The organism is Novosphingobium bradum, from assembly GCF_042646485.1.
In the GTDB taxonomy this organism is placed as follows: Bacteria; Pseudomonadota; Alphaproteobacteria; order Sphingomonadales; family Sphingomonadaceae; genus Novosphingobium; species Novosphingobium bradum.
Window position 1 is genome coordinate 289,456 of sequence record NZ_JBHRTQ010000010.1, and the last position, 25,220, is coordinate 314,675.

27 protein-coding genes are annotated in these 25,220 nt (G+C 70.2%); 20 read left to right on the forward strand and 7 right to left on the reverse strand.

Annotation, left to right across the window (positions count from 1 at the left end):
- Positions 1-54 precede the first annotated feature (54 nt).
- The 3 genes from ACFOD9_RS12730 to ACFOD9_RS12740 all read left to right on the forward strand — a co-directional run bounded on the left by ACFOD9_RS12730 (position 55) and on the right by ACFOD9_RS12740 (position 3,658).
- The gene (locus ACFOD9_RS12730) at positions 55-1,065 is read left to right on the forward strand and encodes an NAD(P)H-quinone oxidoreductase (protein WP_379510490.1); all 1,011 of its coding nucleotides are present in this window, start codon (positions 55-57) and stop codon (positions 1,063-1,065) included.
- 120 nt (positions 1,066-1,185) lie between these two features.
- On the forward strand, positions 1,186-1,884 hold the full coding sequence (locus ACFOD9_RS12735) for a DUF1013 domain-containing protein (protein WP_379510491.1): 699 nt from the start codon (positions 1,186-1,188) through the stop codon (positions 1,882-1,884).
- Positions 1,885-1,951: 67 nt separating this feature from the next.
- The gene (locus ACFOD9_RS12740; protein WP_379510492.1) at positions 1,952-3,658 is read left to right on the forward strand and encodes an AMP-binding protein; all 1,707 of its coding nucleotides are present in this window, start codon (positions 1,952-1,954) and stop codon (positions 3,656-3,658) included.
- 75 nt (positions 3,659-3,733) lie between these two features.
- Here ACFOD9_RS12740 and ACFOD9_RS12745 read toward each other — a convergent pair whose 3' ends face one another.
- The gene (locus ACFOD9_RS12745) at positions 3,734-4,144 is read right to left on the reverse strand and encodes a bactofilin family protein (protein ID WP_379510493.1); all 411 of its coding nucleotides are present in this window, start codon (positions 4,142-4,144) and stop codon (positions 3,734-3,736) included.
- Entirely contained in the window at positions 4,101-5,231 is a 1,131-nt protein-coding gene (locus tag ACFOD9_RS12750) for a M23 family metallopeptidase (RefSeq protein ID WP_379510494.1), read from the reverse strand. The genes ACFOD9_RS12745 and ACFOD9_RS12750 overlap by 44 nt, the downstream gene beginning before the upstream one ends.
- Before the next feature lie 268 nt (positions 5,232-5,499).
- On the opposite strand from ACFOD9_RS12750, the gene ACFOD9_RS12755 reads away from it, so the two are divergent.
- The 11 genes from ACFOD9_RS12755 (at position 5,500) to wecC (ending at position 15,498) form a co-directional block, all read left to right on the forward strand.
- Entirely contained in the window at positions 5,500-6,786 is a 1,287-nt protein-coding gene (locus tag ACFOD9_RS12755; RefSeq protein WP_379510495.1) for a glutamate-5-semialdehyde dehydrogenase, read from the forward strand.
- A gap of 20 nt (positions 6,787-6,806) precedes the next feature.
- Positions 6,807-7,493 (forward strand): nicotinate-nucleotide adenylyltransferase, encoded by a 687-nt coding sequence (locus ACFOD9_RS12760; protein ID WP_379510570.1) that lies wholly within the window; start codon positions 6,807-6,809, stop codon positions 7,491-7,493.
- Between the two features lie 67 nt (positions 7,494-7,560).
- Complete coding sequence (gene rsfS, locus ACFOD9_RS12765; protein WP_379510496.1) at positions 7,561-7,977, forward strand: ribosome silencing factor; 417 nt, start codon at positions 7,561-7,563, stop codon at positions 7,975-7,977.
- A 193-nt stretch (positions 7,978-8,170) separates the two neighbouring features.
- Positions 8,171-8,593, forward strand: coding sequence for a 23S rRNA (pseudouridine(1915)-N(3))-methyltransferase RlmH (locus ACFOD9_RS12770; RefSeq protein ID WP_379510497.1), 423 nt, complete (start codon positions 8,171-8,173; stop codon positions 8,591-8,593).
- Positions 8,594-8,601: 8 nt separating this feature from the next.
- Positions 8,602-9,852, forward strand: a complete 1,251-nt coding sequence (locus ACFOD9_RS12775; protein ID WP_379510498.1) for a murein hydrolase activator EnvC family protein — start codon at positions 8,602-8,604, stop codon at positions 9,850-9,852.
- Between the two features lie 97 nt (positions 9,853-9,949).
- Positions 9,950-11,290, forward strand: coding sequence for a S41 family peptidase (locus ACFOD9_RS12780; protein ID WP_379510499.1), 1,341 nt, complete (start codon positions 9,950-9,952; stop codon positions 11,288-11,290).
- 16 nt (positions 11,291-11,306) lie between these two features.
- The gene (locus ACFOD9_RS12785) at positions 11,307-11,789 is read left to right on the forward strand and encodes a disulfide bond formation protein B (protein WP_379510500.1); all 483 of its coding nucleotides are present in this window, start codon (positions 11,307-11,309) and stop codon (positions 11,787-11,789) included.
- A 3-nt stretch (positions 11,790-11,792) separates the two neighbouring features.
- Entirely contained in the window at positions 11,793-12,317 is a 525-nt protein-coding gene (locus ACFOD9_RS12790; RefSeq protein WP_379510501.1) for a demethoxyubiquinone hydroxylase family protein, read from the forward strand.
- Between the two features lie 130 nt (positions 12,318-12,447).
- Positions 12,448-13,029: a hypothetical protein gene (locus tag ACFOD9_RS12795; RefSeq protein ID WP_379510502.1), complete on the forward strand. Its 582-nt coding sequence runs from the start codon at positions 12,448-12,450 to the stop codon at positions 13,027-13,029.
- 35 nt (positions 13,030-13,064) lie between these two features.
- The gene (wecB, locus tag ACFOD9_RS12800; protein WP_379510503.1) at positions 13,065-14,219 is read left to right on the forward strand and encodes a non-hydrolyzing UDP-N-acetylglucosamine 2-epimerase; all 1,155 of its coding nucleotides are present in this window, start codon (positions 13,065-13,067) and stop codon (positions 14,217-14,219) included.
- Complete coding sequence (wecC, locus tag ACFOD9_RS12805; RefSeq protein ID WP_379510504.1) at positions 14,200-15,498, forward strand: UDP-N-acetyl-D-mannosamine dehydrogenase; 1,299 nt, start codon at positions 14,200-14,202, stop codon at positions 15,496-15,498. The genes wecB and wecC overlap by 20 nt, the downstream gene beginning before the upstream one ends.
- A 71-nt stretch (positions 15,499-15,569) precedes the next feature.
- On the opposite strand, the gene fabI is transcribed toward wecC, so the two are convergent.
- From fabI to ACFOD9_RS12820, 3 genes are read right to left on the reverse strand one after another with little or no spacing between them, the layout of a single operon-like run.
- On the reverse strand, positions 15,570-16,373 hold the full coding sequence (gene fabI, locus ACFOD9_RS12810; RefSeq protein WP_379510505.1) for an enoyl-ACP reductase FabI: 804 nt from the start codon (positions 16,371-16,373) through the stop codon (positions 15,570-15,572).
- Complete coding sequence (locus ACFOD9_RS12815; protein WP_379510506.1) at positions 16,370-17,422, reverse strand: YihY/virulence factor BrkB family protein; 1,053 nt, start codon at positions 17,420-17,422, stop codon at positions 16,370-16,372. Before ACFOD9_RS12815 ends, fabI begins: the two co-directional genes overlap by 4 nt.
- Positions 17,423-17,430: 8 nt before the next feature.
- Positions 17,431-18,408 carry a DnaJ C-terminal domain-containing protein gene (locus ACFOD9_RS12820; protein ID WP_379510507.1) on the reverse strand — a complete coding sequence of 326 codons (978 nt, stop codon included), beginning with the start codon at positions 18,406-18,408 and terminating at the stop codon, positions 17,431-17,433.
- Between the two features lie 183 nt (positions 18,409-18,591).
- Between ACFOD9_RS12820 and pdxH the strand changes: the two genes are divergently transcribed.
- Both pdxH and ACFOD9_RS12830 read left to right on the forward strand, forming a co-directional pair.
- Positions 18,592-19,209, forward strand: a complete 618-nt coding sequence (gene pdxH, locus ACFOD9_RS12825; RefSeq protein ID WP_379510508.1) for a pyridoxamine 5'-phosphate oxidase — start codon at positions 18,592-18,594, stop codon at positions 19,207-19,209.
- A gap of 9 nt (positions 19,210-19,218) precedes the next feature.
- Positions 19,219-20,157, forward strand: a complete 939-nt coding sequence (locus tag ACFOD9_RS12830; protein ID WP_379510509.1) for a cation diffusion facilitator family transporter — start codon at positions 19,219-19,221, stop codon at positions 20,155-20,157.
- 133 nt (positions 20,158-20,290) lie between these two features.
- Here ACFOD9_RS12830 and ACFOD9_RS12835 read toward each other — a convergent pair whose 3' ends face one another.
- The gene (locus tag ACFOD9_RS12835; RefSeq protein WP_379510510.1) at positions 20,291-21,445 is read right to left on the reverse strand and encodes a serine hydrolase domain-containing protein; all 1,155 of its coding nucleotides are present in this window, start codon (positions 21,443-21,445) and stop codon (positions 20,291-20,293) included.
- 17 nt (positions 21,446-21,462) lie between these two features.
- Between ACFOD9_RS12835 and ACFOD9_RS12840 the strand changes: the two genes are divergently transcribed.
- Positions 21,463-21,828, forward strand: coding sequence for a hypothetical protein (locus ACFOD9_RS12840; protein WP_379510511.1), 366 nt, complete (start codon positions 21,463-21,465; stop codon positions 21,826-21,828).
- Here the strand turns inward: ACFOD9_RS12840 and mnmA are convergent.
- Positions 21,825-23,021, reverse strand: coding sequence for a tRNA 2-thiouridine(34) synthase MnmA (mnmA, locus tag ACFOD9_RS12845; protein ID WP_379510512.1), 1,197 nt, complete (start codon positions 23,019-23,021; stop codon positions 21,825-21,827). The genes ACFOD9_RS12840 and mnmA overlap by 4 nt on opposite strands.
- Before the next feature lie 135 nt (positions 23,022-23,156).
- On the opposite strand from mnmA, the gene ACFOD9_RS12850 reads away from it, so the two are divergent.
- From ACFOD9_RS12850 to ACFOD9_RS12860, 3 genes are all read left to right on the forward strand, one after another.
- On the forward strand, positions 23,157-23,528 hold the full coding sequence (locus tag ACFOD9_RS12850; RefSeq protein WP_379510513.1) for a hypothetical protein: 372 nt from the start codon (positions 23,157-23,159) through the stop codon (positions 23,526-23,528).
- The gene (gene sciP, locus ACFOD9_RS12855) at positions 23,521-23,820 is read left to right on the forward strand and encodes a CtrA inhibitor SciP (RefSeq protein ID WP_379510514.1); all 300 of its coding nucleotides are present in this window, start codon (positions 23,521-23,523) and stop codon (positions 23,818-23,820) included. Before ACFOD9_RS12850 ends, sciP begins: the two co-directional genes overlap by 8 nt.
- A gap of 211 nt (positions 23,821-24,031) precedes the next feature.
- Positions 24,032-25,219: an efflux RND transporter periplasmic adaptor subunit gene (locus tag ACFOD9_RS12860; protein ID WP_379510515.1), complete on the forward strand. Its 1,188-nt coding sequence runs from the start codon at positions 24,032-24,034 to the stop codon at positions 25,217-25,219.
- Position 25,220: the final 1 nt, after the last annotated feature.

Genomic DNA, 25,220 nt, shown 5'->3' on the forward strand with positions numbered 1-25,220 from the left:
ACGCCTTGCATGAACAGTTCGGGGTCGCACCCGGGATTAGCCACAGGTAGCATCATGTCCGCATACCCCAGCCCCCTGCCCGCGACGATGACCGCCATCGCCATTGCCGCGCCCGGCGGGCCGGAGGTGTTGCAGCCGGTGAACCTGCCCGTGCCCATGCCTGGTCCCGGCGAGGTGCTGGTGAAAGTGGCCTTCGCCGGGGTCAACGGGCCGGACGTGGCCCAGCGCAAGGGCGCCTATCCGCCGCCGCCGGGCGCCTCCCCGATCCCTGGCCTCGAGATTTCGGGGCAGGTGGCCAGGCTGGGCGAAGGGGTGACCACGCTGCTGCCGGGTCAGCCGGTCTGCGCGCTGGTCTCGGGCGGGGGCTATGCCGAATGGTGCCTGGCCAAGGCGGAGCACTGCCTGCCCGTGCCCCCGGGCCTGTCGCTGGCCGAGGCGGCGGCCCTGCCCGAAACGCTGTTCACCGTGTGGCACAACGTGTTCCAGCGCGCCTATGCCCGCGATGGCGAGGCGCTGCTGGTCCATGGCGGAACCAGCGGGATCGGTTCGATGGCGATAAGGCTGGGCAAGCTGTTCGGGCTGACGGTGATCGTCACCTGCGGTTCGCCCGCCAAGTGCGAAGCGGCGCTGGCGCTGGGGGCGGATCACGCGATCGACTACAAGGCGCAGGACTTCGTGGCCGAGGTGGCGCGGATCACCGACCGGCGCGGGGTGGAGATCGTGCTCGACATGGTCTCTGGCGACTATGTGCCGCGCAACCTCAGATGTCTGGCCGAGGACGGCCGCCACGTGACCATCGCGGTCCAGGGCGGAGCGAAGGCCGAGCTCAACATGGCGGTGATCATGAGCCGCCGCTACACCCTCACCGGATCGACCCTGCGCCCCCGCTCCGATGCCTTCAAGGGGTTGCTGGCCGACGAGATCGCCCGCGAGGTCTGGCCGCTGGTGGCCGGCGGAGAGCTGCGCCCGGTGATGGACCGGACCTTCCCGCTGCGGGATGCCGCCGCCGCCCATGCCCGGATGGATGCCGGCGCACACATTGGCAAGATCGTGCTGGCGGCGTGAATCGGCCTTCTGAGCCGTCCATGCCCGCGCGCTCTTGCCGAATCCGCAATTTGCGCCTAGATCGGCAGGGGTGAGGCCGCTCCGCTGGGGCGGCCCTTGTTGTTTCCGGAGTACACAGTCGTGACCCAGTCCACCCCGCTGATGCCGCACGCCACGGCGTCGTGGCTTGTCGACACCACCGCGCTCAGCTTCGAGCAGATCGCCGAATTCTGCGGTTTGCACATCCTCGAAGTCCAGGCCATGGCCGACGATCTCGCTTCCTCGAAGTACACCGGGCGCGATCCGGTGCGCGCGGGCGAGCTCACCATGGCCGAGATCGAGAAGGGCCAGGACGATCCGAACTATCGCCTGAAGATGCACAAGGCGCCGCTCACCGTCAGCCGCACCAAGGGGCCGCGCTACACGCCGGTGTCCAAGCGCCAGGACAAGCCCGACGGCATCGCCTGGATCCTGCGGAACCACCCGGAAATTTCCGATGCCCAGGTCGGCAAGTTGATCGGCACCACCCGCTCCACCATCGCGGCGATCCGCGACCGGTCGCACTGGAACATCTCCAACATCAACCCCAAGGACCCGGTGACCCTGGGCCTGTGTTCGCAGCGCGAGCTTGACGCGATCGTCGCCAAGTCGGCGAAGCGGGCGGGGATCGAGGACGATGGCCTCGACGCCGTGCGCCTGGGCGATGACCGCGAGGCCCTGATCGAGGAACTGCGCGCCGAGCGCGAGGCCCACACCCGCCTCGCCAGCGAAGCCGCGCAGGAAGCCGAAGCCGCCGCCTGGCTGGAAGCCAAGCGCGCCGCCGAAGCCGCGGGCGAGTAGGTTCCGCTTCGGGGGCGGTTCGCCGTCCCCCTTGCGCCAGGCCCGGCTATTCGCCACCTTCGCTCGCATGAGCGTCGGGCGGGCAGCCAATCCGTGGCAAAACGTTTATGCACATCCCTGCCCCTGGGATGGGCACTATCCGCCGCTGTCGTTGCCGGACCTGTTCGGCCGGGCGGCCGAAGCCTGGCCTGATCGCCTGCTGGTCGAATTCCTGGGCCGCTCCTATTCCTACGGCGCGCTCCATGCCGAGGCGCGGCGCTTCGCCGCCGGCCTCCAGGCCATGGGCATTCGCCCGGGGGACCGGGTCGGCCTGTTCCTGCCCAACGTGCCGGCCTATGTCGCGGCCTATTACGGGGCGCTGATCGCCGGGGCGACAGTGGTCAACTTCTCCCCGCTCTACACCGCCGCCGAGCTTGAAGCCCAGGTTGCCGATTCGGGCGCGCGCCTGCTGGTCACGGTCGATGTGCCCGCGCTCCTGCCCACGGCCCTGCGGGTGCTGCGCGAATCGGCTCTGGAAACACTGGTTGTCTCGCGGCTGGCCGACCAGTTGCCCCTGGCCAAGGGGCTGCTGGTTCGCCTGTTCGGCCTGGGCCAGGTCAGCCGTATCCCGCGCGCGGCTGGCGTGGTGCTATGGCGCGATGTCGCGGCGCGGTCGGCCGAGCCGGCACCCGTGGCCGTGGATCCCGAGCACACCATTGCCCTGCTGCAATATACCGGCGGCACCACCGGCACGCCCAAGGGGGCGATGCTCACCCACCAGAACCTCACCGCCAATGCCCGCCAGATCGTGGACATCGATCCGCACCGGTCCGAGCGCGACGTGATCCTGGGCGCCCTGCCGCTGTTCCATGTCTTCGCCAACACCTGCGTGCTCAACCGCACCGTGGCCGATGGCGGCTGCGTGGCGATGGTGCCGCGCTTCGACATCGGCCAGGTGCTGGGCGCGGTGCGGCGCACGAGGCCGACCAGCTTTCCCGGCGTGCCGACCATGTTCCAGGCGCTGCTGGCCGACGACCGGCTGGAGGGCACCGACATGGCCAGCCTCAATGTCTGCATTTCGGGCGGGGCGCCGCTGCCGGCGCCGGTGCGCGAGCGGTTCGAGAGCGTGACCGGGGTCTATGTCTGCGAGGGCTATGGCCTGACCGAATGTTCCGGCGTTGCCTCGACCAACCCGTTCATCGGGCCGGGACGCCCCGGCACCATCGGCCATCCCTTCCCCGCCACGCGCCTGGCCCTGCTTGACCAGGACGATCCCACCCGGTTTGCCGCGCCGGGCAGCGCGGGCGAACTGATCATCGCCGGGCCGCAGATCATGCAGGGCTACTGGCAGCGCCCCGATGCCGATGCGACCGCCTTCGTCAGCCTGCCGGACGAGCAGGGCCAGGTCCGCCGCTGGCTGCGGACCGGCGACATCGCCGTACTGGAGGTCGATGGCTACGTGCGGATCGTCGACCGGTCGAAGGACATGATCGCGGTCGGCGGGTTCAAGGTGTTTCCCAGCCAGGTCGAGCACGTGCTGGTCGATCATCCCGCCGTGGCTGAAGCGGCGGTGCTTGGCGTGCCCGACGCCTATCACGGCGAGATGCCGCGCGCCTTCGTGACCCTGAAGCCCGGGGCCAGCGCCGATGCGGCGGCCTTGCGCGAATGGCTCAATGCCCGGGTGGGCAAGCACGAGCGGGTGGACGCCGTGGTGATTCGCCCCGGCCTCCCCAAGACCGCGATCGGCAAGCTCGATCGCAAGGCGCTGAAGGCCGAGGTGCTGGTGGAGAGTTAGGCATCCCCCCGGCCCGGATCAGCTTCGGGCTTGCGAAACGGGAATCGGGAAGATCGCGGCGCGACTGCGCCGAAATCAGGCCTCGGTGCCGCCGGCGATCGCCAGCTTGGGCTCGGCGGCGCGCTTGGGGCTGAGCTTGCCCTCCACCTGAGCGCCCTGTTCGATGGTCAGGGTTTCGTAGGCGACATCGCCCTCGATCCGCGCGGTCCGCAGGATCACCAGGGTTCCGGCATCGACCGAGCCGGTGACCGTGCCGGCCAGCCGCGCGCTGTCGGCCACGATGGCGCCGTGGATCGTGCCGCTTTCGCCCTGGACCAGCGAGGCGCAGGAAATATCGCCCTCGACCTTGCCGTCGATGTGCAGGTCGGCGCGGGCGACGAGGTTGCCGGTGATCGCCAGGTCCGCGCCCAGGATCGAAAAGGTGGAGCCGCTCATGGCGGGGTTACCGGCCGGTGCCGAGAGAGCCTCGGGCTTCTTCGAGAACATGGGGTGCGGCCTCCAGGAAGGGCCGCGGGTTCACGGCCACGTCGTTGATGCGGACTTCGAAATGCAGGTGCGGCCCGGTTGAACGGCCCGTGCTGCCGATTTGCCCGATCTGCTGGCCGGCGGCAACCTGCGTTCCCACAGTCGTGCGGAAGGCGCTCATGTGGGCATAGCGGGTGACCAGGCCGTTGCCGTGATCCACTTCCACGCAATTGCCATAGCCCGAACGCTGGCCGACGAAGCTGACCCGTCCGCGCGCAGCGGCATAGATCGGCGCGCCAAAGGGGCCTTTGAAATCGAGCCCGGGATGGAATTCGCCGCCGCCGCCGCTGAATGGATTGGAGCGGAAGCCGAAGCCCGAGGAGATGAACTGGAAACTGGCGGGCAGGACCTGGGGAATGCCTTCAAGCCCGCGGCGCAGCGCGTCCATGCGCGCCAGGCTGAGGCCGAGCCGCGCGAAGCGCGGATCGATCGAGCCATCGGCCGAGGTGGTCAGCGCCAGGGCGGGACCGCCCTGGGCGCCGCGATCGTCGATCGAGGCGAGCATCCGGGCGGGATCGAGGCCGAGCTTGCGAATCGCGGCCTCGGCGGCGGCGCTGCGCCGGTCGGCCAGGCGGGTAAGGCCTTCGACGAAGGCGAGCTGGCGCGCCTCGATCCGGGCGAGCGGGGCGGCCTCGGGGATCGCGGCGCTGACCTTGGCGACGGTCTTGCCGGCTTCGCGGCTGGAATCCGAAACGCTTTCGCCCGCCTGCGGCGCGGCGGGCAGATCGCCCACGTGGGTCTTGACCAGGGTTTCGATGAAGGCCTGGCGGCGGGCGATATCGTCGGCCACCCGGCCCACATTGGCGCGATAGGCAGCGACCCGGCTTTCGGCCGTGGCTACCTTGGCCTCGCGCGTCAGCAGGTCATCGTGGCGCAGCGTGGCGACGAGCGAGGACAGGCCGGCCCAGGCCATGGTCACCACCCAGGCAAGCACCAGCGCGCCCACGACCGTGGCCGCGCGCATCTGCAATTGCGAGGAGATGCGGATGAAGCGGACATGGCCTTCGGAGCGCATGAAGAATTCGCGTTCCGGAAACCAGTTCCGCACGCGGTTGAGCGCCGCGCCCGGTTGGAACCTTGGCAAGTTGACCCCTGATGTTCTGTTTTCGACCCGTCCGGCCGCGCGGTTAGCAGGGCGTCTGGGGTGAATCGAATCGCCGGTGCGGGACTCGGGACGAGTCGGGCGAGTCGCACGGTGAAGCGTTCGCGGGGGCCGGCGCCGGCCGGGAACCCGGCTTGCCCGCGCGGGCAAGCCCCTGCGAATCGGGCTGACAACCACGCTGACAGGCGGGCCGACAAGTGGTAGGTGGCCGGCCATGTCTGCCACCGCAACCGCAACCTTGTCCGCGACCGCCAGCCCCGAGGCCGTGATCGAACGCCTGGCCCGCGCCGGCCGCGCCGCCCAGCGCGAACTGGCGCGCCTGCCGGACGCGACCAAGGCCGCCGCCCTGCGTGCCGCCGCCGCGGCGCTGCGCGCGGCCGAGCCGGAGATCCTCGCCGCCAATGCCCAGGATATCGCCGCCGGCGAGGCCAATGGCCTGACCGGGGCCATGCTCGACCGGCTGCGGCTCGATCCGGCGCGCCTCGCCGGAATCGCCGATGCGGTGGAGCAGGTTGCCGGCCTGCCCGATCCGGTCGGCCAGGTGATCGATGCCACCCACCGGCCCAACGGGCTTGACCTGCGCCGGGTGCGCGTGCCGGTCGGCCTGATCGGGATCGTCTACGAAAGCCGGCCCAACGTGACCGCCGATGCCGCCGCGCTGTGCCTGCGTTCGGGCAATGCGGTGCTGCTGCGCGGTGGGAGCGAGGCGGTCCATTCCAACCGCGCGATCCATGCCGCGCTGGCCAGGGGCATTGCCGCAGCCGGCGCGCCGGCCGAGGCGGTGCAACTGGTGCCGACCCAGGACCGCGCGGCGGTGGGCGCGATGCTGGCGGCGGCCGGGCTGATCGACATGATCGTGCCGCGCGGGGGCAAGAGCCTGGTGGCCCGCGTCCAGGCCGATGCGCGGGTGCCGGTGCTCGCCCACCTCGACGGCATCTGCCACACCTATCTCCACGCCGCCGCCGATCCGGCCATGGCGAAAAGCATCGCGCTCAACGCCAAGATGCGCCGCACGGGCATCTGCGGGGCGATGGAAACGCTGCTGATCGATGCTGCCTTCCCCGGCGCCGTCGAGGTGGTGAAGGCCTTGCTCGATTCGGGCTGCGAGCTGCGTGGCGATGCTCGCGCCCGCGCGCTCGATCCGCGCGTGGCGGCGGCCAGTGTGGACGACTGGGACACCGAATATCTCGATGCGATCCTTTCGGTCGCCATCGTCGACGGGCTGGACGAGGCGCTCGCCCACATCGCGGCCCATTCCTCGGCCCATACCGATGCCATCGTGACCGGCGATGCGGCGGCGGCCGAGCGGTTCCTCAATGAGGTCGATTCGGCGATCGTCATGGTCAATGCCTCCACCCAGTTCGCCGATGGCGGCGAATTCGGCCTTGGCGCCGAGATCGGCATCGCCACCGGGCGGCTCCACGCGCGCGGCCCGGTCGCGCTCGAAGGGCTTACCACCTACAAGTGGCAGGTGCGCGGCACGGGGCAGGTCCGGCCCTGAACCGGCCCGCTTCCCGGCGAATCGGTCCCCGGCCCGTCGGTCCCCAGCCCGCCGGATCACGCCGAATCGGGCCGGCCACTGGGCTGCTGGGCGGCAGTTTCAACCCGGCCCACGGCGCGCACCGCGGCATCAGCCTGTCCGCGCGGCGCGCGCTGGGGCTGGCCGAGGTGTGGTGGCTGGTTTCGCCGGGCAACCCGCTCAAGCCCGTGGCCGGCATGGCCCCGCTGGGCGCGCGTTTCGCCTCGGCCCTGGCTCAGGCCCGCCGCGCGCCGATTCGCGTAACCGCGATCGAGCGCCAGTTTGGCACCCGCTACACCGCGCAAACCCTGCGCGCGTTGTTGCGCCGCTACCCTCGCCGGCGGTTTGTCTGGCTGATGGGGGCCGACAACCTGGCCCAGTTCCATCACTGGAAAGACTGGCGCGCGATTGCCCGCATGGTGCCGATTGCCGTGGTCGCCCGTCCGGGCTATGATGGCCGCGCTGTCGCGAGCCCCGCGATGGCCTGGCTCGGACGCTACCGAAGATCCGCCGCCAGTCTGACCAATCGGGCAGCGTGGAGCGCACCAGCACTGGTGATCCTGAGATTCGATCCCGATCCGCGATCGGCCACGGCAATCCGCCAGGCCGATCCCGACTGGGCCAGCCGGCGTTCCGGCGGCGCCCTGAGAGATTGTCTCACCCTCCTCCCGATCGAGCCAAACGCATGAAACCTGCGCGATCCCGCGCCGTTTGGCTGCTGTCCCAAATGCGTGCGAAGGAGCACACCCCGGCCGCATGAATACTGAGCCCAGCCCCGGACCTTCCGGCCAGAATCCCGCGGCACCCGCCGTTCCCGCCCCGCTTCCGCCGTCCATTCCCGGCTCGCTTCACGCCCTGGTCCTCCAGTCGCTGGATGACGACCAGGCCCAGGACATCGTGTCCATCCCGCTCGAGGGCAAGTCGGCCATCGCCGATCACATGGTGATCGCTTCGGGCCGCTCCACCCGACAGGTCGCGGCCATGGCCCAGAAGCTGGCCGAACGGATCAAGCACGGCGGCTTCGGCAACAGCCGGATCGAAGGTCTGCCCGCGGCCGACTGGGTGCTGATCGACGCCGGCGACGTGGTGGTTCACCTGTTCCGCCCGGAAGTCCGCAGCTTCTACAACCTCGAACGGATGTGGGCCTTCGGCGAGGCGCCCGCCGCGGCTTGATCTGATTGGCGCGGAAAGCGCTTTCGCGCTTTCCTGTGCGGCACCGGCCCGCTCCCCCGCCCGGCCACCCACGGAAGTATACGTGATGGGTGGGTGGGCCGGTGCAGCAAGCCCTTGGCGGAAGCCAGGGGCGCACCTCCACAAAGGACTCTCCCCGATTCCCTCCGCGCCCCGAACCGCCTAAGCAGGCTTCATGCGCCTCCATCTCATCGTCCGCGGCAAGATCGGCCGTTCGCCGGAAAGCGAGCTGGTCGAGCGCTACATGAAGCGCATCGCCTGGCTGGTGAAGGTGACCGAGCTGCCCGATGTGGGCGGCATCATTCCCGCACCGCTGACGCCCAGCCGCGATGTCCTGCTCGATGAGCGCGGGCGCCAGTTGACCTCGGCCGAGTTCGCCGCCCTGCTTGGCCGCTGGCGCGACGATGGCGTGCGCGAGGCGCGGTTCCTGATCGGCGCGGCCGACGGGCACGGCGATGCCATGCGCGGCAGCGCCGACCTCCTGATCGCCTTCGGGGCGATGACCTGGCCGCATATGCTGGCGCGCGCCATGCTGGCCGAGCAATTGTGGCGGGCAACCAGCATCCTGGCCGGCCATCCCTACCACCGGCAGGGATAGGCGCGGCGATGGCCCCCTTCTCCCGCCCGGTCGGCTTCCGCCTGGCCCTGTCGGCCCTGGCCCTTGGCCTTGCCGGTCTGGCGGCGCTGGCCGTTTCGGCACAGCAGGCCGCGACCTTCGCCGATGCCGGAGAGGCGCGCCAGGCCCTGGCCGAGGCGCGCGCCCAGCAGGCTGCCGCCAGCGCCCGGGCCGAAGGGCTGGAGGCCCGCGCCCGCGCCGCCGGCGAGGCCGCCGAGCGTAGCGCCGCTGCCGCTGCCGCCGCCGCCGCGCGCATCCAGCAGGCCGAGGCGGGCGCCGCGGCGGGCCAGGTCGAAGTGGCCCTGATCGAGCGCCAGCGCGCCGCCCTGCGCGCGCGGCTCGCCGAGCGCCAGCAGCCGCTGGTGCGGCTCACCGCCGCGCTCCAGCGGCTGGCGCGGCGCCCCCTGCTGTTTGCCCTGTTCCGCCCGGGTTCGGTGCGCGATGCCATGCACCTGCGCGCGATCCTGGCCACCATGGTGCCGCAGGTCAGCCAGCGCACCGCCGGCCTCAGGGCCGAGTTGGACCGGGCACGGCGGCTGCGCGCCCAGGCCGAGGCCTCGGTGGCCTCGCTGCGGCGCGAACAGGCCGACCTTGCCGCCCGCCGCACCGCTCTGGCCGCGCTGGAGGCGCGCCAGCGGCTGGCCGCCAGGCAGACCGCCGGCGATGCCGACCGCGAGGCCGAACGCGCGCTCGCCCTGGCCGAACAGGCCCGCGATCTCGATTCGCTGGCCGGTGCCCTCGGCAAGGCCGGCGCCCTGCGTGAAGCCTTGGCGCAATTGCCCGGGCCGGTCCTGCGCCCGGCCCGCCCCGGCGCGGCTTCGCCCCTGACCGGCAGCCCGCCGATCCCTGCGCCTTCGCTCACCGCCACCCAGCCGGCATTGCGCTTCCTCTTGCCGGTACAGGGGCGGATCGTCGTCGGATTCGGCGCTCAGTTGCCCGGAGCGCCGCTGTCGCGCGGGATCGGCATTGCCGCGCGGGCCGGAGCCCAGGCCATCGCCCCCGGAGCGGGCCGCGTCGCCTTTGCCGGGCCATATGCCGGCTATGGCCAGATCGCCATTCTTGATCATGGCCGGGGCTGGACCAGCCTGGTCACGGGCCTTGCCCAACTGGGCGTCCGCACGGGCGACCAGGTGGTGGCCGGCTCGCCGCTGGGCGCGGCCGGGCCGGGGCGCCCGGTGGTGAGCGTGGAGCTGCGTCACGATGGCCAGCCGGTCAATCCGCTGGATTACGCGAAGTTCTGACCCTTGCGGCGCGGCCTCTGCCCCGCCATCTGGCGTTAAGCCGCGCCGCCCTATAGGGTGACGCCAGATCCCTGCCTCGAAAGGCGCATTCCGGCCGATGACATTCCGATCCCTCACCCGCGCCGCCCTGCTGGTGACCGCCGTCGCGATGATTCCCGCCACCACGGCGGGCCTCGCCGCGGTCGATGGCGCCGCCGGGCCGGAATTCGGCCGGCTGTTCACCGTCTACCAGATCATCAAGGCCAACTATGTCGAGCCGGTCGATGACGACAAGCTGATCAAGGGCGCGATCCAGGGGATGCTGACCAGCCTTGATCCGCATTCCGCCTATCTCGATGGAGCCAGCCTGACCCGGCTCGATACCCTGATCCAGGGCAATTATTCGGGCCTGGGCCTGTCGGTGGTGGGCGATGATGGCGCGGTCAAGGTGGTCTCGCCGATGCGCGGCAGCCCGGCCGACAAGGCCGGGGTCAAGGCGGGCGACTATATCACCCACCTCGATGGCAAGCTGATCTACGGTCTCGATCTTGATGATGCGGTGGCGCAGATGCGCGGCCCGGCCGGCACCGCCATCCGGCTGACCGTGTTCCGCCCCGGCCGCGACGAACCGTTCGACGTGACCGTGACCCGCGGCGTGATCAGCCTAGAGCCGGTCACCTCCAAGCTGACCGACAACGTGGGCGTGATCACGGTCAACGAATTTTCCGCCGATGTCGGCAACTACGTGAACCGCGAGATCGCGAAGCTCAAGCAGCAGTCGGGCGGCAAGCTGGCCGGGCTGGTGCTGGACCTGCGCCAGAACCCCGGCGGCGCGCTGGACGAGGCCGTGGCCCTCTCGGACCTGTTCCTGTCGGGCGGCGACATCGTGTCGCAGCGCGGGCGGGTTGCCGCCGAGAATGAGTATTACCGCGCAGAAACGGTGTTCAAGGGCGATGCCGCCAAGGGCTTGCCGCTGGTCGTGCTGATCAATTCCGGTTCCGCCTCGGCCTCGGAGATCGTGGCCGGCGCCCTGCAGGACCAGCATCGCGCCCTGATCATGGGCGAGCGCAGCTTCGGCAAGGGTTCGGTCCAGTCGATGATCCGGCTCGACAAGACCCACGCGGTCAAGCTGACCACGGCGCGCTATTTCACGCCCTCGGGCCGCTCGGTCCAGGAGGGCGGGATCGAGCCCGATATCCGCGTGCCGCAGATCTCCGATCCCGATGCCCGCAAGCGCGCGGCCATGGCCTATCGCGAGAGCGACCTGCGCGGTCACCTCGTCAACGAGGTCGATCTCGACGACAAGAAGCTCGAGGACGACAAGCAGGAAGACCCGCGCTTCAAGATGACGCCCGAGGAACTGAAGGCCAAGGGCATCGACGATTTCCAGCTGTGGTATGCGATCAGCACCGTCCGCCGCACTGTCGGCCCGGCGCTGGCCGCCGCCGCACACAAGTAGGGGGCGCAGGCGAGCCATGCTGCCACGGGGGGCTGCCGCCCGGCGTTACGCGCGGCTGATCGCGCTGGGCTTGCCGGCGGCACTGCTTGCGGGCGCCTATGTCTCGCAATATGGTTTCGGGCTCTATCCGTGCGAGATGTGCTGGTGGCAGCGCTATGCCCATTTCGCGGCCCTGCCCTTCGCGCTGCTGGCCTTCGCCGCGCCCCGCGCGCGGTGGCCGGTGGTCCTGGCCACGCTGGCCATTGCCGCCTCGGCGCTGATTGGCGCCTATCACGCCGGGGTTGAGTATCACTGGTGGCAGGGGCTGACCGCCTGCACCTCCACCGCCGACACCAGCCTGGGCAATGCGCTCGATGCGATCATGAACGCGCCGATGATCCGCTGCGACCAGGCGCAATGGACCCTGTTCGGGGTTTCGCTGGCGGGCTACAACTTCCTCTTGTCCGGGGCCGGCGCGCTGCTGGCCGCCGTTCTGCTGCTGCGTGGCCGGGAGGGCTGAACCATGACGAGTGCGCCTGCCAAGCTTGCCGATCGCATTCTCCGGGTCGACCAGGCCGGGGAATTCGGCGCGGTGCGGATCTATGCCGGCCAGCTTGCGGTCATGGGCGATCGGGCGCCGCACGCCCGCGAAGTGGCCTTCATGGCCGCGCAGGAGGAAGACCATCGCCGCCGGTTCGACGCCATGCTGGCGCAGCGCGGGGTGCGGCCCACGGCGCTGGCGCCGTTGTGGTCGGCCGCCGGCTATGCGCTGGGCGCGGCCACGGCGCTGATCGGACCGGAAGCGGCCATGGCCTGCACCGCCGCAATCGAGACCGAGATCGATCGGCACTATACCCAGCAACTGGACGAACTGGGCGACAGCGATCCCGAACTGGCCGCCACGATCACCGAATTCCGCGATCACGAGCGCGAACACAAGCAGGCCGCGCTCGATGCCGGGGCGGAACGCGCGCCGGCCTATCCCCTGCTGTCCGGTGCGATCCGGCTGGGCTGCCGCCTGGCCATCCGTCTTTCGGAGCGGATCTGACCTGCTGAAGCGGCGCAATTTGCGCCAGCGCAAGGCCGGGGCGACCGGGCCGCTTCATCTATCGTTCACGGGCAACGCGCCCTATATTCGCCAAAACCCCCTGCCCAAACCCCTGCCGGAGCCTGACACCATGCGCGCCACCGCCCTTCTCGCCGCCGCCCCGCTTGCCCTCCTGGCCGGCCTGGCGAACCCGGCCCAGGCGCAGGATCTTACCGCCCCGGGCGGGGAGCGGGTCAACACGATCATCATCTACGGCGATGATGCCTGCCCGGCGGGCAAGGGCGACGAGATCACCGTCTGCGCCCGCAAGCCCGAGGCCGAGCGCTATCGCATCCCTGCGCCTCTGCGCGAACCGCAGTCGACCCGCTCGGAAGCGTGGAACGAAAAGGTGCTTGCCTATGAAACCGTGGGCCGCACCGGCATCGCCTCGTGTTCGCCGGTGGGTCCGGGCGGTTCGCTGGGCTGCACGCAGAAGCTGATCGACCGCGCCTATGCCGAGCGCAAGCAGCAGAGCGACGTCGGCTTCGCCAGGATGATCCAGGACGAGCGCGCCCGCCGCGCCGGCACCTTCGATCCCGAGGCCGCCGCCACCCAGGCCCGGGTGGAGCAGGCCGAAAAGGACTACGAAGCCCGCGAACGCGCCCGCCAGGACGCCGCCACCCCGCCGCCCGCCGGCACCGGCGATCCCACGGTGCCCGCAACCAGGCCGTGAGGCGATCTTAACCCGGGCGTGTTAGGCGGCGGCTCATGACTGCCCAACTCGCCCGCAATCCGGCCGCCCGCATCCTCGTCGTCTTCGGCACGCGCCCCGAAGCCATCAAGCTGTTCCCGGTGATTGCCGCGCTCAGGGCCGATCCGCGTTTCGAGCCGGTGGTCTGCGTTTCGGCCCAGCACCGCGAGATGCTTGACCAGGTGCTGGAGATCGCCGGGATCGTGCCCGATCACGATCTCGACCTGATGCAACCCGGCCAGACGCTGGATGGCCTGACCGCCGCGCTCCTCACCGGCCTTGGCCAGGTGATGGACGCGGTGCGGCCGGCACGGGTCATGGTTCAGGGCGATACGGCCACCGCCATGGCCGGGGCGCTGGCCGCCTATTACCGCAAGCTCCCGGTCGACCATGTCGAGGCGGGCCTGCGCTCGGGCAATATCCTGCATCCCTGGCCCGAGGAGGTGAACCGCAAGATCATTGGCGCCATGGCCAGCCTGCACTTCGCGCCGACCGAAACCGCGGCCGGCGCGTTGCTGGCCGAAAATGTCGATCCCGCCCGCGTCCACGTGACCGGCAACACCGTGATCGACGCGCTCAAATGGGTCACCGCCCGGATTGCCCGCGAGCCAGCCCTGGCCGGCGGCCTGGCCGAGGTGGAGCGCCGCTTCGCCGGTCGGCGGATCATCGGCGTCACCAGCCACCGGCGCGAGAATTTCGGTGACGGCATGGCCAGCATCGCCGGGGCCATACGCCGGATCGCCGCGCGGCCGGACGTGGCGGTGATCTTCCCGGTTCACCTCAATCCCAACGTGCGCCAGGTGATGAACGAAAAGCTCGCCGGGCTGGACAACGTGGCCCTGCTCGAACCGCTGGATTATCTGCACTTTGCCCGCCTGCTCGGCCTGGCCGAGATCATGCTCACCGATTCGGGCGGGGTGCAGGAGGAAGCTCCCGCGCTGGGCAAGCCGGTGCTGGTCATGCGCGAGACGACCGAGCGCCCCGAAGGCGTGGCCGCCGGCACCGCGCGCCTCGTCGGCACCGACGAGGACCGCATCGTTACCGAAATTTTCACCCTGCTCGACGATAAGGCCGCCTATGAGGCGATGGCCCGCGCGCACAATCCTTTCGGGGATGGCCGCTCCGCCGCCCGGATCGTGGAGCTGCTGGGTAATGAAATCGGACAAGCCTGAAGTCTGCGTTGTTGGCCTGGGTTACATCGGCCTGCCTACCGCCGCCATCGTCGCCCGTGCCGGGTGCCGGGTGCATGGGGTGGACGTGTCGGCCCGGGTGGTCGAAACGATCAATCGCGGCGAAATCCATATCGAGGAGGTCGACCTCGATGGCCTCGTGCAGGGCGTCGTCTCGCGCGGGCTGCTGACCGCGTCCACCCGGGTGGAGCCGGCCGACGTTTTCGTCATCGCCGTGCCGACCCCGTTCGACGAGGGCCATGCGCCTGATCTGTCCTATGTTATGGAAGCCGGCCGGGCCGTGGCCACGGTGCTCAAGCCCGGCGACACGGTGATCCTCGAATCGACCTCGCCCGTCGGCACGACCGAGCGCCTGCGCGACCTGGTGGCCGAGCTGCGGCCCGACCTGCGCCTGCCCGGCCTCACCGCCGAAACGCCCGATGTTGCCTTCTCCTATTGCCCCGAGCGCGTCCTGCCGGGGCGCATCCTGGAAGAGCTGACCAACAACGATCGCTCGATCGGCGGGGTCACCCCGCGTTGTGCGAGGAAGGCGCTGGCCTTCTACAAGCTGTTCGTGCGCGGCGCCTGCGTGACGACCGATGCCCGGTCGGCCGAGATGACCAAGCTGGTCGAGAACGCCTACCGCGACGTCAACATCGCGTTCGCCAACGAGCTTTCGGTCATCGCCGACCGGATGGATCTTGATGTGTGGGAGGTAATCCGGCTGGCCAACCGCCACCCGCGCGTGAACATCCTCTCGCCTGGCCCCGGCGTCGGCGGGCACTGCATCGCGGTCGATCCGTGGTTCATCGTCCACTCCGCGCCGCAGGACACGGCCCTCATCCGCACCGCGCGCGGCGTCAACGATGCCAAGATCCACCACGTGATCGAACGCGCCGATGCCTTGCTGGCGGAACACCCCGAGGCACGGGTTGCCTGCCTCGGCCTCGCCTTCAAGGCCAATATCGACGATTTCCGCGAAAGCCCGGCGCGGCTGGTCGCCTCGACCCTCACCCGCAAATATGCCGACCGGATCAGCGTGGTCGAACCCTTCATCACCGAACTGCCGCTGGAATACCGCGACACCCCGGTGGAGCTGATCGACATCGATACGGCGCTGGAAAGCTGCGAGATCCTGATCGTGCTGGTCGATCACGACCTGTTCAGGTCGATCCCCCTCACCGAACGCGCCAACAAGATCGTCTACGACACTCGCGGCATCTGGCCCGACCAGCCCCGCGCCGGCCGCAAGGCGGTGCCCAGGCTGCACGCGGTGGGCTAAGACGGTTCTCGCAGAGACGCAGAGGAAGCAAAGCGGCGCAGAGGCATGAGCCTGCCTACCGCGAAGCGGCCTCACCCCAGGGCGATGTCGGGCGCGTCTTCCTGCTTCATGCCCACGGTGTGGTAGCCGGCATCCACGTGGTGGATCTCGCCGGTCACGCCGCTCGACAGGTCGGACAGCAGGTAGAGCCCGGCCCCGCCCACGTCCTCGATCGTCACGTTGCGGCGTAGCGGGCTGTTCAGCTCGTTCCACTTCAGGATGTAGCGGAAATCGCCGATGCCGCTGGCGGCAAGCGTCTTGATCGGGCCGGCGGAAATGCCGTTGACCCGGATGCCCTGCGGCCCGCAATCGTTGGCGAGATAGCGCACGCTGGCTTCCAGCGCGGCCTTGGCCACGCCCATCACGTTGTAGTGGGGGACCACCTTTTCCGCGCCATAATAGGTCAGCGTGATGATCGAGCCGCCGGACTGCATCATCGGCATGGCCCGCTGGGTGACGGCGACCAGGCTGTAGGCCGAGATGTTCATCGTCATCAGGAAATTGTCGAGCGTGGTCTCGTAGAAGTGGCCGCGCAGCTGGGTCTTGTCGGAATAGCCGATGGCGTGGACGATGAAGTCGATCGTCGGCCAGCGTGCCGCCAGCGTTTCGAACGCCACGTCGAGCGCGGCCATGTCGGACACGTCGCAATCGATCAGGAAATCGCTGCCCAGGCTCGCCGCCAGCGGGCGTACACGCCTCTCCAGCGCCTCGCCCTGGTAGGAGAAGGCCAGTTCCGCGCCCTGTTCGTGCAGCTTCTGGGCGATGCCCCAGGCCAGCGACTTGTCATTCGCGAGGCCCATGATGAGCCCGCGCTTGCCGGCCATAAGTCCCGTCATTTCGATCTCCGCCGTTCCTCGTTGCGCGCCGGCCGGTGGCGGTTGTCCGCCTGGCCGACCATGTCGCGTTCTTCCGGTGTCTCGGCGAGAGCCGCATTGAGCTCCGCCCCGAAAACCATCCCTAAGCCCACCAGCCAGAAAAAGAAAAGCGTGATCATGATGCCGGCAAGGCTGCCGTAGGTCAGATCGTAGTTGAACAGGCCTCGCAGCACCCAGGGCAGGGCCATGGTCACCGCTACCCACCAGGCGGTCACGAACAGCGCGCCGGGCCACTTGGGATAGGCGCGGGCGCGATAGCGGCCGGGGGTGAGCGAGTAGAACAGCAGGTAGAGCGAGCCGAACAGGACCAGCGCCGGGATCAGCCGGGTCATCGCCAGTTCGCCGAGGGCGGGGTGGAGCCGCGGCACCCAGGCATGGATGGCCTGCTCGGCCGCGCCGATCGCCACCTGGGCCAGCAGCGAGAGCATCAGCAGGATCACGGCCGCGACGATGATCGCGGTGGAACTGAGGCGATAGCGCCAGAAGGCGTGGGTGGCCGTGGTGCCATAGGCGCGGCGCAGCACGTCGCGGATCGTCTCGATCAGGCTGCCGACGGTCCACAGGCCGACCAGCCCGCCGATCCACAGGAGATTGCCGGTGCGGGCATCGATCACGTCATGGGCGACCGGTTCGATCGCCCGGGCGACGGAGTGCGGCACGGCCAGCAGGACGGCGTTGATCGCGGCCTCGCGCTCGCCGCGTTCGCCCAGGGCCGAAAAGATGGCCGTGGCGGTGATGAAGAATGGGAACAGCGCGACCACCGCCATGTAGGCCAGGTTGCCGGCATGGATGAAGCCATCGTTCCACACGCCCGCAAGGGTGCGGCCCAGCACCTGGCGGGCGCGGGCGACGAGGTGGTGGTGGGCCTCGACCTCGCCCTCGGCCACGTCCTCGATGCCCTGGCGCCAGCGCAGGGCGTGCTGGCGCCGGGCCTCGGGCGAGAGGTCGGGAGCGGAGAGCGCCGGCCCGGTGTGGGGAGCGCCCGGCCCTTCGATCGGGCGCTCTTCCATGGCCTGGCCTAGACCCCGAATTTGGCGCGCGGGTTGCGCGCGTCGCGCCAGTCGCCGAGGCGCTCGAGAAGCTGGGCGCCGGCCTCGCTGTCGGCCGCCGGCAGGTCGACCTGGAGGGTGACGAGCTGATCGCCGCGGGTGCCGTCCTTGCGGGTCATGCCCTTGCCCTTGAGGCGCAGGGTCCGGCCCGAGCTGCTGCCCGGCGCCACGGCCAGCATGACCGCGCCTTCGGGCGTGGGCACCTTGACCCTGGCCCCGCCCAGCGCCTCGTCGAGAGTGATCGGCAGGTCGAGCCGCAGGTTGTCGCCGTCGCGGCGGAAATGGGGGTGGGGGGCGATGTCGATCACCACGATCGCGTCGCCGCGCCCGCCCGGGCCATGTTCGCCCTTGCCCGACAGGCGCATCTGCGTTCCATCCTCGACCCCGGCGGGAAGCTTGAGATCGATGGTCTTGCCGTCGGACAGGGTGATCCGCTGGGCGGCAAGGGTGGCCGCGTCGGTCAGCGAGACCTTGAGCCGGTATTGGACGTTGGCGCCCTTCTGGGCCGGGCGCCGGCCGCCCATCCCACCGAACCCGCCGCCGAAGGGACCACCGCCGCCCGGCGCCGCGCCGGCGCGCCCGCCGAACAGGCCTTCGAACAGGTCGGAAATGTCGACCCCTTCCTGCTGGCCGCCGAAATTCTCGAAGCCATCGTGGCGAAAGCCGCGCTGGCCCCCGCCGCCGAACCCGCCGCCGCCGAAGCCCGCGCCGAACGGGCTGGCCGGATTGCCCTCGGCATCGATCTCGCCGCGGTCGAAGCGGGCGCGCTTGTCCTTGTCGGACAGGAGGTCATAGGCCCGGGTCACCTCGCTGAAGCGCTCGGAGGCCTTGGGATTGTCCTTGTTCCGGTCGGGGTGAAGCTCTTTGGCGAGCTTGCGATAGGCGGACTTGATGTCCTTCTCGCTCGCGCCGCGAGCCACCCCCAGGGTCGCGTATGGATCTGCCATGCCCCCTAGCTAGTTGCCCCCCCGCCCCAGCACAAGGGACAGGTGGCCCTGGCCTGGGCCTGCGCGCCCTTTCCTCCCCGGCCCGGCGCCGCTATGGACGCAGGCAGGCCGCCGCCTCGCGGGTGGGGAGGGTTCCCTTGCCCTGGACTGTGTCAACCATGTCAACTTCGTCAGGAAACGGCTGTGCAAGCTGAACAGGCCGCCTCCACGCTCCCCGCCGGGGATCCCTTCGCCCTGTTCGACGCCTGGTATGCCGAAGCACGCGGAACCGAACCGAACGATTCCAACGCCATGGCGCTGGCCACGGCCACGCCCGATGGCGTGCCCTCGGTCCGCATGGTCCTGCTCAAGGGGCATGGGCCGGACGGCTTCGTGTTCTACACCAATTCCCGCAGCCGCAAGGGCGGCGAACTGCTGGCCAATCCCCGGGCCGCGCTGCTGTTCCACTGGAAAAGCCTGCGCCGCCAGATCCGCATCGAAGGCCCGGTCGAACAGGTGAGCGCGGCCGAGGCCGATGCCTATTTCGCCAGCCGCTCACGCGATAGCCAGATCGGTGCGGTCGCCTCCGACCAGTCGGCCCCGCTTGATCAGCGCGCGACCTTCCTCGCCCGCTACGAGGCGGCGAGCGCTCGTTTCGGCCATGGCCCGGTGGAACGCCCGGCCCACTGGTTCGGCTTTCGCCTGCGCCCGGTGGCGCTGGAATTCTGGCAGGACCGCGAACACCGCCTGCACGACCGCCGCCGCTTCGTGCGCGATGCCGCCGATCCCGGCGGCTGGTCCTCGACCCTGCTCTATCCCTGAGGCCGCGCCATGACCAATCCGCAGACCGGCAGCCTCAATCGCAGCGCTGCCCTTGCTTCCATCGCCGTCGCCACGCTGCTGCTTGCCCTCAAGGCCTTCGCCGCGCTGAGCACCGGCTCCACTGCCATGCTCGGCAGCCTTGCCGATACCGGACTTGATCTTGTCGCCAGCATCGCCACCCTGGCCGGCGTCTGGGTGGCGGCCCAGCCCGATGATGCCCAGCACCGCTTCGGCCACGGCAAGGCCGAGGCGCTGGCGGCCATGTTCCAGGTGGTGTTGATCTCGATCTCCGCGCTCGGCCTCGCGCTGCGCGCGGTCGGCCAGTTGATCGCCGGGGGCCGCACCGAGGCCGCGGGCGAGGGCATCGCGGTTTCGGCCATCGCCATGGCGGCGACCCTGGGCCTGCTGGCCTGGCAGCGCCACGTGATCCGCAAGACCGGCAGCCTCGCGATCTCCACCGATCACGTCCATTACCAGTCGGACCTGCTGCTCAACCTCGCGGTGATCGCGGCCCTGGCGCTGGACCAGTACCTGGGCGTGGCCGGGGCCGATCCGCTGTTCGGCCTGGCAATCGCGGCCTGGCTGGCCTGGGGCGCCTGGGGCGCCTCGCACCAGGCGATCGAGCAGTTGATGGACCGTGAGTGGCCGGCCGACAAGAAGCAGCGCTTCCTTGAGGTGCTGGCGCGCCATCCCGAGCTGCGCGGGGTCCACGACCTGCGGACGCGCACTTCGGGCAACCGCGATTTCGTCCAGTTCCACGTCTGGGTGGACCGGAACATGACCGTTTCGGCCGCGCACGACGTGATGGACCAGATCGAGGCCAAGATCCAGGCGGAGTTCCCTGGGGTCGAGATCCTGATCCATCCCGATCCCGAAGGCCATGTCGACGCCGGCCTTGCCGCGAATGCGGAACTGACCGCGGCCCAGATCACATCGGCGCGCGGCTAGATTCCTTTCCACTGACGCGGAATCGGCACCGGCCCCCTCCCCCTCCCGGCCACCCATCAAGTATACTTCTGTGGATGGCCGGGAGGGGGAGCGGGTTGGTGCCGCACCTGTTTCAGTGTAACTGAAACAGGCTCTAGTCGGCCTCGCGCTCGGGAAACAGCCGGAGGATTTCGGCCAGCCGGGCGCGCACAGTCCGGCGTTCCTCATCGGTGCTGTGGCCCAGCCGCACCAGCGTCACCCCCTGCCGGGGCGAGACGATCACGTACTGCCCCATGTGTCCGAGCGCGGCGAACACGCCCGGCGGGAGCGCGCCGGGCAGCAGCCGGTCGCCCCCGTCGCGGCGATCGTGATTGAGCCAGAGCTGCGCGCCGTAGCCGGGCTCGGCGGGCGAGGGGCGGGTCATGAACTCGACCCAGCCGTGCGGCAGGATCTGCGCGCCCTTCACCGCGCCGCCATTGCGGAGGAACTCGCCCAGCCGCCCCCAGTCGCGCGCCGTGGCATGGATCAGGCTCGAACCGGCCAGCGTGCCGGCATTGTCGAACTCGGCCACCGCCGAACCCATTCCGAGCGGCTGGAGCAGGCGGGTGTGCAGGTAGTCGCCCACCACCTGGCGGCGCACCAGCGGATCGGTGCTGTCGGTCAATACCCGCGCGGCAAGATCGCCCAGGATCACGCTGGTGGCGCTTGAATAGGCGAACCTGCGGCCCGGCTCGGCCACCAGCGGTTGCGCCTCGGCATAGGCGGCCATGTCGCTGCGTCCGTCGAGGAACAGCATCCGCACGGTGTCGGCCGCGTAGACCGGCGAGGCCTGCTCGACATGGCGCAGGCCCGAGCGCATCTGGAGGAGTTGGCGCAAGGTGATTTCCCCGCGCGGATCGCCGCTGCGCTGCCAGGCGGGAATCGGCACGCTCTCGTCGAGCCGCAGCCGGCCATCGGAGACCAGCAGCCCGATCATCAGCCCGGTCACGGTCTTGCTGAGCGACCAGCCTAGCTGCCGGGTGCCCTTGTCGAAGCCGGGTCCGTAGCGTTCGGCAACGACCCGTCCGTCGACCTCGACCAGCAGGGCGCGGGTCTCCCCGGCCGCGGCGTCAGTGAAGAGTGCGTCGATTGCCCGCGCCAGCTGCTCGCGCGGGACCCCGGGACGCGCGCTCACCACCGCCAGCGCCGAAGGATCGAGCGGGGCGGGGGTGCCGGCATCCCTGCCGCAGCCGGCGAGCAGGGCGAGCGAGGCCAGCGCAAGGCTGCGGATGAAGGGGCGGCGGCAGGTCGACATGGGCGGGCCGGTCATGCGAAGAACCGCGCGCGATGGCAACACCCCCTCCTGCTTCCTCCACCGCCGGTTCCCGCGCTACCCGCCGCGGCCTGCGCCGCCTCGGCTGGGCGATCGTGGCCGGCCTCGTCGCGCTGGCGCTGCTCTACGGTCCGGCCCTGGCGCGCTACGCACGCACCGGCACGAGCTATGGCGCGCGGATCGGCTGCTCGTGCCGCTTCGTGGAAGGTCGCCCGCTCGGTTCCTGCCGGGCCGACTTCGAGCCGGGCATGGCCCTCGTCACGCTCAGCGAGGATGCCGAGGCGCGCAGCGTCACCGCCCGCTTCGCGCTCGGCTTCGCCCAGACCGCCACCTTCCGTGAAGGCGCCGGCTGTCAAATGGACCCGTTGCCGAGGGATTAGGCGGCGGTTGCCGGCTCGGTGCCCTCGATCCAGCCGCCGCCAACCACGCGCTCGCCGGCATAGATTACCGCTGCCTGGCCTGGCGCCACGCCGTATTCGGGCGCGGCAAAGCGGATCCGGGTGGTCGCGCCATCGCCCAGCGGCCCTTCGAGCGTGACCGGCACCGGCCTCGCCAGCGAGCGGACCTTGGCCAGCAGCGGGCCCTGGGGCAGGGGGCCGATGCGGTTGGTCTCGACCATGGTGGCCGCGCCGACCGCCAGCAGTCGGCGCGGGCCGACCAGCACGCGCCGCGTGGCGGCGTCGATCGCGACGACGTAGAGCGGCTCGGGCTGGCCGCCGATCTCGAGGCCCCGGCGCTGGCCCACGGTATAGTGGATCACTCCGGGATGGGTCCCGAGCACGGTGCCGCTCTCGGCATGGACGATCTCGCCTGCCGCCACGCCTTCGGGCCGTACCGCTCGAACCACCCGGGCATAGTCGCCATCGGGGACGAAACAGATGTCCTGGCTGTCGGGCTTGGCCGCCACCTTCAGTCCGGCGGCGGCGGCAAGGTCGCGCACCGCGGTTTTGGGCAGGCTGCCCAGTGGGAAGCGCAGGAAGGCAAGCTGCTCCTCGGTGGTGGCATAGAGGAAATAGGACTGGTCGCGCGCGGGATCGGCGGCCCGGTGGAGTTCAGGCCCGGCCGGCCCTTCCACCCGCCGCACGTAGTGGCCGGTGGCCAGGCAATCGGCGCCGAGTTCGCGGGCCATCTGCAGCAGGTCGGTGAACTTGGGTCCCATGTTGCAGCGGATGCAGGGGATCGGGGTGCGGCCGGCGAGATAATCATCGGCGAAGCGTTCGACCACCTCCTCGCGGAAGCTGGTCTCATGATCGAACACGTAGTGGGCGATGCCCAGCCGGTCCGCCACGGCGCGAGCGTCGCGGATGTCGTCGCCGGCGCAGCAGGCGCCCTTGCGGCCGCTGGCCGCGCCATGGTCATAGAGCTGGAGGGTGATGCCGATGGTTTCGGCGCCACTGCGCGCGGCGAGCGCGGCCACCACCGAACTGTCGACCCCGCCCGACATGGCGACCACGATCCGGCGCCCGGCCAGGGTGCCATCGGCGGCGGCGGGCAACTGGAACAGTCCGGCCAGGGACTGACCGAGGACGGGGCTGGGGAGGGGGCTGGCGGAAGCGGAAATCGGGGCGTCCATGAACCGCCCCATACACGCGGCCGGCGGAATCGGCAAAATCCTTGACCGGGCAAGGCGTTAATCATTCTCTCCGGGGAGTAAAACCCGTGTTTACCGTCCCTTGAGGAAGCCGCGCGTAAGACTGTCGTCATGCAGATGGGATTCGACTTTCCGGACGGGCCGCAAGGCCTGGTCCCGCCGGGGGAAACCGGCGCACTCGCCGGGTGGTGGCCCGGCCGCGACGGGGTGTCCGGCGACGGGCTTGCGCCCGGCCACCCGGACTGGGCCGGGCTGAGGGCGCGATTCGCCGCGCTCCACGCCTTCCGTGGAAGCCTTGATTCGGTCGGCGGGGCGACGATTCCGGCGGGCGGCTTCAGGGCGGCGGCCGAAGCAGTGCTCGCCTCGACGCGAGGCGACCACGGGGTCGTTAACCGTATTTGTTCGGGCAATGGCAAAGCTGGTGCCGGCATGATTGCCGCGCTGTCGCCAACAGTCCCACGCGAGGCGACCGAGGATACCCATGATTGAGAACCAGAACATTCGCCCCGCCATGGTCATTGGCCCGCTCGGTGAGCCGCTGACGCTTGATTCGCTGCCGCCGCCGTCGACCACGCGGTGGGTCGTGCGGCGCAAGGCCGAAGTCGTCGCCGCCGTGAACGGCGGGCTGCTGACGATCGAGGAGGCCTGCCAGCGCTACAACCTCACGCTCGAGGAATTCGCCTCGTGGCAGCGCGCGGTCGATCGCTCGGGGATGCAGGGGCTGCGGGTCACCCGCATCCAGCATTACCGCGATCTCTACGAGCGCCAGCTCAAGTATTGACCGGCGCGACGCCGGCCCGGCGGGGCCAATCGTGCCGCCGGCACCTGTAACCAATTGTCACGCCCGGGCCGCGCCGATTGCGCCCGGGCGTTTGCACATCTAGGGTCGGTGCCCTGGAGTTCCCCCTGGGGGAATGCCGCGTCTTGCCGCCGGCGATCCAGATCATTAAACGATCTTCCCCGTGCCATCCGGCGCGGACAAGGCGACCGCGATGAATTATGAAGCGAGGATCGGAACCGAGGACGGCGAAATGACGCCGGAGCTCGCACGGGAGAACCTCGCGCAGGCTCCCCTGGCGAACCGCCGCACCTGGCTGATCGTCGCCGGCGTCGCCCTGTTGCTGGTGGCCACCTGGTTCCTGGTCCATCGCAACGACGTGCCCAGCACCGCCAATGTGTCCGCCCAGGCCGCGACGGTGAGCGTGATCGCGCCGGGCCGCGCGGCCGTGGCCGGCGCGATCAATGCCACCGGCACGATCGCGGCCCGCTACGACGAGCCGGTCGGCTCAGTCGGCGAGGGCGGGCAGGTCGTCGAGATCCGCGCCGAGGCGGGTGACTGGGTGCACAAGGGCCAGGTCCTGGCGGTGATCGATCGCTCGGTCCAGCAACAGGCCCAGGCGAGCCAGGCCGCGCAGATCCGCGTGGCCGAGGCCGATGCCCGGCTGGCCCAGGCCAATCTCGATCGCGGCCTCAAGCTGGTCGGTCGCGGCTTCATCTCGCGCGCTGACGTCGACCGCCTGACCGCGACCCGCGATGCCGCCACCGCGCGGGTCGGCGTGGCGCGGGCCGGCCTTGGCCAGCTCCAGGCCCAGGCCGCGCGGCTGACCATCACCGCCCCCTCCGATGGCCTCGTGCTCGAACGCAAGGTCGAGAAGGGCCAGGTCGTCACCGGCGGCACCGGCACCCTGTTCCGCATCGCGCGGGGCGGCGACCTGGAAGTGCTGGCCCGGCTTTCGGAAACCGATCTCGCCGCGATCGCCCCGGGGGTTCCCGCCGAGGTGACCCCGGTCGGCGCGCAGCAGGGCTTTTCCGGCCGGGTTTGGCAGGTTTCGCCGGTGATCGATCCGCAGACCCGCCAGGGCACGGTTCGCATCGCGCTGGCCTATGCTCCGCAATTGCGGCCGGGCGGCTTTGCCGCGGTGGTGATCCGGGCCGGGACCGTGGTGGCCCCGCGCCTGCCCGAATCGGCGATCCTGTCGGACCAGGGCGGCAGCTATGTCTACATCGTCGGCGCCGGCAACAGGGTGGAGCGGCGCCCGGTTCGCACCGGCATGGTATCGGACGGCGGGATCGCGGTGATCGAAGGCCTGTCGGGCGCCGAGCGCGTGGTGCTGCGGGCCGGCGGCTTCCTCCAGCCAGGCGAGACGGTGAACCCCAAGCTCGTGCCCGCGGCCCGCTAGG